1 protein-coding gene is annotated in these 204 nt (G+C 68.1%); it reads left to right on the top strand.

Annotated elements, in window-relative coordinates; genetic code table 11:
• On the top strand, window positions 1-204 hold a 204-nt coding region (locus ADK41_RS16540), incomplete at both ends, for a hypothetical protein (RefSeq protein ID WP_209438652.1).

Raw genomic sequence — 204 nt, 5'->3', positions numbered from 1 at the left:
GGAACCGGTCGGCAGCGACTGGCTGTGGTACCCGCAGCAGACCGTCGCCAGTGGCGTCGGCGCGGCGGGCAGCACCATCCGCTTCGCCGACCTCAACGGTGACAACAGAGCCGACTACCTGAAGGTCAACGCCGACAGCTCGGTCCAGGCGTGGATCAACGGCGGACCCAACCCCAAGGAACCGGTCGGCAGCGACTGGCTGTG

Origin of the sequence: Streptomyces caelestis, assembly GCF_001279005.1 — a bacterium.
Classification (GTDB): Bacteria; Actinomycetota; Actinomycetes; order Streptomycetales; family Streptomycetaceae; genus Streptomyces; species Streptomyces heliomycini.
This window is presented reverse-complemented; position numbering and strand designations above follow the sequence as displayed.